9 protein-coding genes are annotated in these 9,700 nt (G+C 70.3%); 7 read left to right on the plus strand and 2 right to left on the minus strand.

Annotation, left to right across the window (positions count from 1 at the left end):
• Nucleotides 1-1,608, minus strand: a 1,608-nt coding sequence (locus ETD85_RS56280; RefSeq protein WP_206059515.1) for an AfsR/SARP family transcriptional regulator, incomplete at its 3' end; no start/stop codon positions are given.
• A gap of 430 nt (nucleotides 1,609-2,038) precedes the next feature.
• Between ETD85_RS56280 and ETD85_RS56285 the strand changes: the two genes are divergently transcribed.
• The 7 genes from ETD85_RS56285 to ETD85_RS56315 all read left to right on the plus strand — a co-directional run bounded on the left by ETD85_RS56285 (nucleotide 2,039) and on the right by ETD85_RS56315 (nucleotide 8,923).
• Nucleotides 2,039-2,218: a hypothetical protein gene (locus ETD85_RS56285; protein ID WP_138698053.1), complete on the plus strand. Its 180-nt coding sequence runs from the start codon at nucleotides 2,039-2,041 to the stop codon at nucleotides 2,216-2,218.
• Between the two features lie 178 nt (nucleotides 2,219-2,396).
• Complete coding sequence (locus tag ETD85_RS56290) at nucleotides 2,397-3,584, plus strand: cupin domain-containing protein (protein WP_138698054.1); 1,188 nt, start codon at nucleotides 2,397-2,399, stop codon at nucleotides 3,582-3,584.
• A complete protein-coding gene (locus tag ETD85_RS56295) occupies nucleotides 3,581-4,681 on the plus strand; it encodes a JmjC domain-containing protein (RefSeq protein ID WP_138698055.1) in 1,101 nt (366 codons plus the stop codon). The genes ETD85_RS56290 and ETD85_RS56295 overlap by 4 nt, the downstream gene beginning before the upstream one ends.
• Before the next feature lie 8 nt (nucleotides 4,682-4,689).
• Nucleotides 4,690-5,901, plus strand: a complete 1,212-nt coding sequence (locus tag ETD85_RS56300) for an arginase family protein (RefSeq protein ID WP_138698056.1) — start codon at nucleotides 4,690-4,692, stop codon at nucleotides 5,899-5,901.
• Nucleotides 5,898-7,196: an MFS transporter gene (locus ETD85_RS56305; RefSeq protein ID WP_138698057.1), complete on the plus strand. Its 1,299-nt coding sequence runs from the start codon at nucleotides 5,898-5,900 to the stop codon at nucleotides 7,194-7,196. The genes ETD85_RS56300 and ETD85_RS56305 overlap by 4 nt, the downstream gene beginning before the upstream one ends.
• Nucleotides 7,189-8,226 carry a ribosome small subunit-dependent GTPase A gene (rsgA, locus tag ETD85_RS56310; RefSeq protein ID WP_138698058.1) on the plus strand — a complete coding sequence of 346 codons (1,038 nt, stop codon included), beginning with the start codon at nucleotides 7,189-7,191 and terminating at the stop codon, nucleotides 8,224-8,226. The genes ETD85_RS56305 and rsgA overlap by 8 nt, the downstream gene beginning before the upstream one ends.
• A gap of 64 nt (nucleotides 8,227-8,290) precedes the next feature.
• Entirely contained in the window at nucleotides 8,291-8,923 is a 633-nt protein-coding gene (locus ETD85_RS56315; RefSeq protein WP_138698059.1) for a 2OG-Fe(II) oxygenase, read from the plus strand.
• 16 nt (nucleotides 8,924-8,939) lie between these two features.
• On the opposite strand, the gene ETD85_RS56320 is transcribed toward ETD85_RS56315, so the two are convergent.
• Nucleotides 8,940-9,620, minus strand: coding sequence for a response regulator (locus ETD85_RS56320; protein ID WP_138698060.1), 681 nt, complete (start codon nucleotides 9,618-9,620; stop codon nucleotides 8,940-8,942).
• Nucleotides 9,621-9,700: the final 80 nt, after the last annotated feature.

A 9,700-nucleotide genomic window follows, 5' to 3' on the forward strand; every position in this document is an offset into this window, starting at 1 on the left:
CAGGTGGGCGGCGTCGCGGCCGGCGGGCTCTTCTCGCAGGTGATGGTGGCTGACCGCGATGCTGGCGCGAATGGCCAGGTCGGCGTACTCCAGCAGGTCCAGGCGGCGGGTGGCGTCGGCCAGCCGGCCGGCCAGGTCGGCCAGGGTCCGGTCGGGGCGGGCGGCCAGGCGGGCGCCGACGATCCGCAGGGCGAGCGGGAACCCCCCACACAGCTGGACGATCCGCTCGGCCGCCTCGGGCTCGGCGCGGACCCGGTCGGGTCCGGCCAGGCGCGACAGCAGCGCGGCGGCGTCGGCCGCATCCAGGGCGCCCAGGTGCAGGCGTCGGGCGTTGTCCAGGGTGGCCAGCGGGTCCCGGCTGGTGACCAGGACCCGGCAGCCAGCGCCGGACGGGATGAGCGGGCGGATCTGGTGGACGTCGCGGGCGTTGTCCAGGATGACCAGCAGGCTGCGCGTGGCGGTCAGAGAGCGGTAGCGGGCGGCGGCCTCGCCCGGGTCGGCGGGGACGGCGGCTCCGTCCAGGCCGAGGGAGTGCAGCAGGTGGCGCAGAGCTTGGGCCGGGGTCAGCGGGTCAAGCCCGGGGGTGGATCCGTGCAGGTTGACGTAGCTGACGCCGTCGGTGAACCGGGCCGCCACGGCATGGGCGACGTGCACGGCCAGGGCGGATTTGCCGATGCCGCCGGGCCCGTCGATCACGGTGATGGGCGGCCCGTGGGTGGGCCCGCCGGCCGGGCCGAGCGCGGCGCACAGGCGATCGACCTCGGCGGCTCGGGCGGTGAAGGCGTGGGTGTCGGCGGGCAGCTCGGCCAGAATGTACGGCTCACTGACCGTGACCTGCCGGGCCGGGCTAGCCAGGTCGAGAACGGGGTCCTTGACCAGGACGGCCTGGTGCAGGCGGCGTAGCCCGGCTCCGGGTTCGAGGCCGAGCTCGGCGACCATGACCCGGCGGGTGTCCTGGTAGACGGCCAGCGCTTCGGACGGGCGGCCCGCGCGGTACAGGGCCAGCATGAGCTGGGCGGCCGGACGTTCGCGCAGCGGGTGGGCCCGCACGTGACCGGCCAGATCGGCGGCCACCGCGTGGTGATCCCCGGCGGCGAGGCGGAGATCGGCGTGGTCCTCCAGCACGGTGAGGTGCTCTTCTTCCAGGCGGGTGGCTTCGATCCGCGCCCACGGCGCGGTCAGCCCGGCCAGGGCTTCGCCGCGCCACAACCGCAGGGCCGCCCGGAACAGAGCGTCCGCGGCGGCACTGCCCCCTTGCGCCTGGGCGGCGCGGGCGCGTCTGGCCAGGCGCAGGAACAGGAGGGCGTCGACCCGGTCGGGTTCGAGCGCGAGCCGGTAGCCGCCGGGCGCGGTCTGGATGATCTCCTCGGTGCTGTGCGGCCCGAGAGCGTGGCGAAGCTTGGAGACCACGATGTGGAGCTGTTTGGCCGCGGTCGCCGCGGAGCTGTCCCCCCAGATGTCGGCGAGGATCCGCTCGGCGTGTACGACCTGCCCGGCGTTCAGGGCGAGTCTGGCCAGCACACCGATGCGTCGATGCCCGGCGAGCTGGACCGGTTCGTCAGCGGCCAGGACTTGCCACGGGCCGAGGAATCTGATCTCCAGCGCCATCCGCAGCGCTCCCATCCTTTCGACGGACTCGGCATCTTAACGAGATGAACGGGCTCATTCTCGGCGATGACGAATGTAGTGCCGTCTACGCGCGGATGCCCGCGGCTCAGCTGACATGTGCAGTGCAGACGTGTACGTAACTTGCATCAGACGCGTACCGGGCGTGCGCCCCGGCGCCTTCCACGCGGGGATGGCCGTGGCCGGCGGCCAGGCCCGGTGCCGACGTCATGCGCCCTTCTCGGCCGGGCTTGGATGCCACCCGGTCCCCCGCCTGCCTGGTGCTCGCCACAATCCCAGGCGGGAGCCGCCAATGCCCGGAGAATGTCCGGTCAATGGCCTGGGCCATCAAATGTCCCATAGGCGAAAGTTGCTCAATGTCGCCCCTACTTGGGCGATGAGTACTGAGGCCCAAGACAAGAAGAGGAGGATCATGGAGACGACGTCATACCACGATTCCGACAACCATGAACTGGTTGATGGGCGCTCCCGGCACGGCGGGCGGGCTCAGGTTCTCGTCGACATCTCGGACATCATCGTGTCGGAGGAGTCGGTTTCTGCCCTGCAGGGCCGGCAGCTCTGGATGCGGCCGGAGCGGGACGTCGGCCACTGAGCCGCGCAACCTGACAAGCCGCCGCCACGCCCGACCGGCTGAGCTTGTCGCCGCCTGATCGGCACGGTGTTCCGGAGCCGAGGGCGCAAGGTCTCCGTCCGTCCGGGGGAAGGAATGAGATCTTGCGCCCGCCGGCGAAACAGCGAACGTGTTCCGTGAAATTCCGGAGGTCTGAGAATTGCTGGACGAGAGCGCGTGGCAGAAACTGTGCGAGCAGAATGGGCCGGAATTCGCTGAGCGCGTGCACATACCCGGTCTCATCCAAAGACCGGGCGTGATCGCCGATCTCATCCTCGAGGCGGTTCGGGCCGCCACCACCAGAGTGGACGACGACGACAGCGATCTGCCCACCATGCGAGCGTTCCGGGGGACATGCCTTGACTATGACGCCTCCGAAAAGCTGATGTCGGGGGCGTTTCCCGGATCGCCGGCGCGTGCGCGATCAGGAGGAGGCGGGCGCTCCGAGATCCACTCGTGGCTCTCCGAGCGCGGCGGGAACGATGACATCTGCTTGGCGATCAACGGCGTGGAGACCTGGGACGTCGAGCTCGCAGAGCTCCTTTACACCCGCTTCATCGTTCCGCTCGAATCAGCGGGCGTCCCGCTGACAAGGGGTGTGGACTGGTACTGCTTCGTGGCCGGCACCGGCACCACCCCGTTCGGCGTGCACACCGACGCGGAGCCTTCTTTCATCTTCAACCTCGGCCCGGCGACGAAAACGGCCTGGACCTGGCCGAAGTCGAGCCTGTCAGTCCTCAAGCACGGGCGCCCGCGGACACTGGACGCGGAGCCTCTGCTGCCGGCGGCCGACAGTGCCTGCCTCGCGCCCGGTGACTTCTTATTGATTCCGGCGGGGATGTATCACATCTTCCGCAACGACGGCCCGTCGATGTTCTTGGGGCTCACCGTATATCCGGAAGACCCTGAGCAGACCGCGACGGACGCGTTGTTCCACCAGCTGCGTCGGAACTCGGGGAGGCGGTCGGCCGCAGATCCGGTGGCAAGTGCGATAGGCGCTTTCCGCGACGTTCTCGGGGACGACAGCGTGGAGCGGGCCGTGAAACGGGGAGCGATGCTGCGCCGGTCATCCGGGTACGGCGCGCCGCCACGCTTCCCCGGCAGAACGATTGATCAAGGTCCACCTTACACAGTCACCCGCCTACCGATCGTCATGGCAGGCAAGAGCGTCTTCGCCTTGGGGAGGGAACTCTCCATCGATCTGGGTGGTCTGGCCGACCTGCTGAAGCCCGGGGCCGTCGTCGGCGCCGACGAGCTTCGGGATGCGGCCACCACGCCAGAACGCGAAGCGGCCGTGCATGCACTGATCCGCGTGGGCGTCCTTCGGAGCGTTGGGACACCACAATGACACTGTCCTGGGACAACATCGTTGACGCGCTTGGCGGAGAATCCGTCTGGCGCAAGTCGTTCGGTCACGAATTGCTGACCGGCCGGATCTCTCAGGGATCATGGCGGGCGTCGCTCGGGTGGGGCGTCATCGACCACATCATGAAGACGACCACGATCGAGCCGATGATGATCCGGCTGTCTTCCGACCCGATCGCCTATCCCGGCACCTACATCAGCACGCGCATCGACGGTGGCGACATCGTGCACCGTAATTGGCGGTACGGCGCCGTGATCGAGTATCTCCGCTCCGGCGCGACGCTCGTCGCCAACAGGGCCGACCGGATTCATGTGGGTCCTGCTCGCCTCCGGGAGGAGTTCGAGTATTTCGCCGACGACCCGGCATGGGTCAACTGCTACGCCTGCTGGACCACGAAATCAGCATTCGGGCGCCACGCGGACGGCCACGCCACGGTGATCTTCCAGGCGGAAGGCAGCAAGCGCTGGCGGATCTGGGAAGGCTCCGGGCCCGACGCCAGACTGGTCGAAGACGCGGACATGCGGGCCGGCGACGTGTGGCACATCCCGCAGGGATGGGACCACGAGGCCACCGGCACGGGGCCGAGCCTGCATTGGACCTTCGGCGTGCACGTGTCCACCCCCGAGGACCGCGCGAGGACCGCGCTGGACGCCTGGTCCAACCGGGCCGGGGCCGGCGAGACGCGCGACGACGGTGCCGAACTCGACTCCCTCGTGACCGCCCTGGCCTCCGGCGTGCATCGGGCGCGGGAAGTGCGCTCCGCACAGTCGCTCGAAAGGCGTGAGGGCCTGTCGCTTCCCTGGTCGGTGGAGAACGTCCCGTACACGGGCACCCGGCTCAGGTGGGCGGCGCGGTTCCCGCCGCTGGTCGAGATGGGGGACGAGCTGATATCGATCGAGAGCCTCGGCGTTCGGCTCACAGTCGACGGCCGGCTCGCTCCCTGGGTGAACGAGTGGTCGGCAGGGCGCTCGACGCTGCGTGACGACGCAGCGGGCATCCCTCTGACCGGCACCGAGATCGACTCGGCGCTCGGCTCGCTGGTCCGGGCCGGACTTCTCCTGGTGGAACAGGCCGAGTGAGTCACACCATGACGAGCGAGAACCTGGCCGGAGCGTCCTGGGTCCTCAACCCGGCGTTCCGGGTCCAGGGCGCCGAGCTGGTCAACCAAGCCGAGGGCGTACGGCTCGCCCTGACGCCGCCCCTGCGGGAGTTGTGGGAGCGTCGTGACGTCGCGCCGGCGGTCCAGCTCACGGAGGAGGCGGAGGAGGCGCTCCGCAAGGTCCGGCTGATCGTGCCGCCGGACGCGTCGGCGGCGGCGACCGGCGGGCTCGCGCGGAGAGCCGAGGCCCCATTGTCCCTGCCCCCGGGCGCCAAGGCCGGCGCAGCCGTATGGGGATTGATCGGAGCGCCGCTGGACATGGGAGGTCCCCCTGGCCCGCGGCCCAGGGACGCGGTCCCCGTCGTCCGGGACGCCCTCTCGCGCCGCTTCCGGCTGCTGGCCCAGCCGTCGGCATGGTCGTGGACGCTACGGGCCAGGCCGGGCGAGGCGTTGCCCGGTGTCGTGGATCACGGCGACCTCCTGGTCGATCAACGGACCGACACGGGGGTGGTGGCCCACGAGCGGCTGCGAGCCCTCGTCCACACCGTCCTGGCACAGGGTCACCGGCCCATGGTGATCGGCGGCGACCACTCGGTCAGCTATCCGACCATCAGTGCCGTCGCCGACGAGCACCCGGCGCTCCGCGTCGTTCACTTCGACGCGCACGCCGACAGGCGCGCGATCGGGAGCTCGGCCACGGCGGATTGCGGGAACTTCGTCAGCTGGGTGCTCGCCGAGCATCCCCGTCTGGAGTGGCTCACCATCGGGGTCCGCGGCGTCGATCCCCATCTCGACCTGGCCGGAAGCCAGCAGGAGGAACGGGTCTCCTACCTGACGGCCGACGAGGCCGCCACGCCGCGTGCGGCGGAGAAGATCGCGCGATTCTGTGCCGGGCGGCCCATCCACCTCACGGTGGACATCGACGTGCTGGACCCGACGTACGCCCCGGACGTGGTCTATCCCTCGTACGGAGGTCTCGACCCGGAAACCCTGACGGCTCTGGTCCGGAACGTCATCGACGCCGGCCGGCTGGTCGCGGGCGACCTGGTGGAGGCGTGCCCCGCTCCGACCGGCCGGCACCCGGCGGCCACGCATCTGGCCGATCTCGTGGAGGCCGTGCAGCTCGCCGAGGCCGGGCGAGCTCTGGCCGGCCACGGCGGGAAGCCTGGCACGAACGCGGTCGCTGGAGGAGGCTCATGACTGACGGCCACGCCGTATCCGGATCGCCCCTGTCGTCACCTCTGTACCGGGTCTACCTGGCAGGGCAGGCCGTCTCCCGGCTAGGCGACGGTGTCGTCTCGGTCACCTTCGCCTTCGCCGCCCTGGCCGTCGCGCCTGACGGCCGGGGCATCCCGATGGTGCTCCTGGCCCTGTGGATCTCGAGATTCGTCTTCATCGCTCACGGCGGCAGCCTTCCGGACCGGATCGGGCGGTTGCCCGTCATGTTCGGGGCGGATGTCGTCCGCCTCGCCGCCCAGCTGTTTCCGGCGATCACCTTCGCGACCGGGCACGCGCAGCTCTGGCACCTCGTGGCATCCGCCGCGATCTACGGCGCGGCAGCGGCCTTCTTCACGCCGGGCGCGGTCGGGCTGCTCCCCGACCTGGTGCACCCCACCCAGCTGCAGAAGGCCAACTCCTGGCTTGACGTCGCCGGGGACACCGGGAGGCTGGCCGGCCCCGCACTCGCGTCGCTGCTGGTGGTGGTCGGCGATGTGCCGCTGGCGCTCTTCTTCGACGCCGCCACCTTCGCCGTCTCCTTGGTCTCGCTCGCCTGGCTGAGACGGCTGATGCCGGCTCACGGTGATCCGGAGCCCGCAGGTGCCGATGACGACGCCGGCGACGGCAGGAAGGAACCCGTGCGGTTCCTCGACGCGGTGCGCATCATGCCGCGCCTGCCGCTGGTCCTGGGCGCGATCCTGCTCTGGCTACCGGTCCAGATCGGGCTGGCCTCGGTGAGCGTGCTCGGGCCGATCACCGTGCAGGACAGGTTCGGAAGCATCGAGCAGTGGGGCGTCATCGTGACCTTCCTGGCCGCGGGCGGGCTGCTGGGGGCGCTGGTGAGCGGGCACGTACGCGTCGAATGGCGTGGCGTGCTCACCATCGTCCTGCTGGTTGTCTCGATGCCGGTGCAGCTGCTCGCTCTCGCGTACGGCCGGCACATGATGGTGGTCGCGGGCGCCCTGTTCCTGGCGGGCCTGGCATCGGGAGTCGCCGGCGTCGTCTTCGACACCATGGTGCAGCTCACGGTCCCGAAGGCGATGCTCTCGCGGGTCGGATCGTTCGAGACGACCATGACCACCGCGATGGTCCCGCTGGGCTTCGTGATCGCGCTGCCGCTCGCGAACCTGGTGGGCCGGACGGCGTACCTGGCCGGGCTGGCGGGGGTCATCGTGGCCACGGCGGGTGCGGTGCTCGTCTGGGCGCTCCCGCGTTCGGGGCTGCGGGACCCGCACATCAAGGATTCCAGCGACGACCTGGCAGGCCGCAATGCCTGACTGGACGTACGGGCTCGCGGCGCTCGGCTGGCCGGACGGGGTCGCCTGGCCGCGCCGGAACTCCGCACCGGCGCGGATCGCCACCGTGCATGGAAGCATCGCCGAAGCCTGCGTCGTCGACCCGGGCCGCGAGACCGGCTGGGTTCGTCACGGGGGCGTCAGGCTTGGCGGCTCGCTGGCCGTCACTCCGGTCGCCGGTGACTGGACGGTGCTGTCGGGCGACGAGGTCGTGGAGGTGCTGCCGCGCCGGACTTCGTTGACGCGCCCCAGCCCGAGCGGAAGAGGTGTCCAGACCCTTGCCGCGAATGTGGACACCGTCGTGGTGACCGTGCCGGTCGATCGAGGGCTCAACCAGAGAATGGTCGAGCGCCTGACCGTCATGGCCTGGGACAGCGGTGGCCGCCCGGTCCTCGCCCTCACCAAGTGCGACGCCTGCGCCGATGTCCCCGAAGCGATCAGCGCGGCGGAGTCGCTCGTGCCGGGGGTCGAGGTGGTGGCCACGAGCTCGGTCACGGGCGGCGGAGTGGAGCGCCTGCGCGAGCTCATGGCGCCGGGGACGACGGCGACGCTGCTCGGCGCCAGCGGAGCCGGGAAGACGTCGCTGCTGAACGTCCTCGGGGACCGCGACGAACGCGTCGCCGCCGTCGCGCGCGATGGGGAGGGTCGCCACACGACGACCACGCGACGGCTGCATCCTCTGACAGGCGGTGGTGTCCTGATCGACCTTCCCGGGATCCGCGCGCTCGACGTGTCCGCCGGCCGAGAGGCGATCACCGACGTCTTCAGCGAGATCACCGAGCTGGCCCGGCGATGCCGATTCGCTGATTGCTCGCACGAGCACGAGCCCGGTTGCGCGGTGCGGCAGGCGGTGGCGAGCGGGCGGATACCGAAGCGCCGCCTGGACGCGTGGGATGCCCTTCATCGGCAGCTGGCCCACGAGGCGCGCAAGCATGATCCGGTCGCGAGGGCGGCCGAGAAGGCGAAGTGGAAGGCCGTGTCCAAGGAGATAAGGAGGCGCGAGCGTGGCTGAATCACCGGCATACCCCGTGCCCGAACCGCCAGCAGGAAGCCGTTGAGGACAAGGGTGAGCACGCGTGACACTTCATAGCGAACGGACCGTCGAGGCCGTGACCGCCGCACTCGGGCGACGGTTCGTGGTCATCGACAATGCTCTGCCGCAGGACGCCTTCGTCGCCTGGATGGAGGAAGAGCGGGCCGTGCGGCATCGGCCCTCCTTCAGCTCGATCGATCCGGTGTTCGACGGAGTGGCGTTCCACGCCGACTCTTCCTTCGCCTCGGTGAAAGTCGGCGAAGGCCAGGTCGAAGTGGTGAAGTCGGCCATTCGGAAGGGCCTCGAAGCTCTGGGGTCACCGGCGATGGACAGCGAGCATTTCAGGTTCTGGAGATACGGCCGGGGGGCCGGGCTGGGCTGGCACGACGACGGGCGTGGCCGTGGTGCGGCGTACACGCTCTATTTGTCGGGTGAGTGGCGGGCGACGTGGGGCGGTGAGCTGGAGCTGTTCGATTGCCCGGTTGACGAGGTGCCGTGTGTCGACTTCGACGTCTCCAAGGACCTGATGAATGCTCCCGTGCCGGCCACGTCCATCGCGCCGCGGCCGAACCGGCTCGTGGTGATGGTGGCCGGTACGTTCCACCGGGTGAGAAAGGTGGAGGCGAGCGCGGGGGACAGTCTCCGGCGCTCCATCACCGGCTTCCTGGCCCCGTGAGGCGCGGGCCGGGCCGCTACCCCCGCCCCGCGTCGTGGACGATGAGGGCGAGCTGGACCCGGTTGTCCAGGCCGGCCTTGGTGAGAATGCGGGAGATGTAGCCCTTCACGGTGCCCACGCTCATGTGCAGCTCGCCGGCGATCACCGCGTTCGGCTTGCCCTGGCCGACCGCCAGCGCCACCTCGCGCTCCCGCTCGCTCAGCCGCGCCAGCACCTGACGGGCGTCGGTACGTCGCCGGCTTTCCTCCTCGGGCACCAGGTGGGCGATCAGCTTGCGCGTGACGCTCGGCGACAGGATCGGCTCCCCCGCCACGACCTTCCGCACGGCGTCCACGATGCCCTCCGGCGGGGTGTCCTTGAGCAGGAACCCGCTCGCCCCCGACCGCAACGCCCTGAACACCAGCTCGTCGGCGTCGAACGTGGTGAGCACCACCACCTCGGGCGCTCCTGCCCGCGCCCGCAGCCGCCTGGTCGCCTCGATGCCGTCGACGCCGTTCATCCGGATGTCCATGAGCACCACGTCGGGCCCGTGCTCGGCCACGGCGCCCTCCACCTCGCCGCCGTCGGCCACCGCGCCCACGATGTGCAGGTCGGGGGCGGCTTTGAGCATCAACGTCAGACCGGCGCGTACGAGGGCGTCGTCGTCCACGATCAGCACCCGGATCGGCGCGCTCTCGTCGGCTCTCACCCGGGCCATGCTAGCCGCGCCCTCACTCCGGCCACGGCAGCCGGGCCACCAGCCGGAACCCGCCGTCCGCCGTCTCCCCGTATTCCAAC

It is taken from the genome of Nonomuraea zeae (assembly GCF_005889725.1).
Classification (GTDB): domain Bacteria; phylum Actinomycetota; class Actinomycetes; order Streptosporangiales; family Streptosporangiaceae; genus Nonomuraea; species Nonomuraea zeae.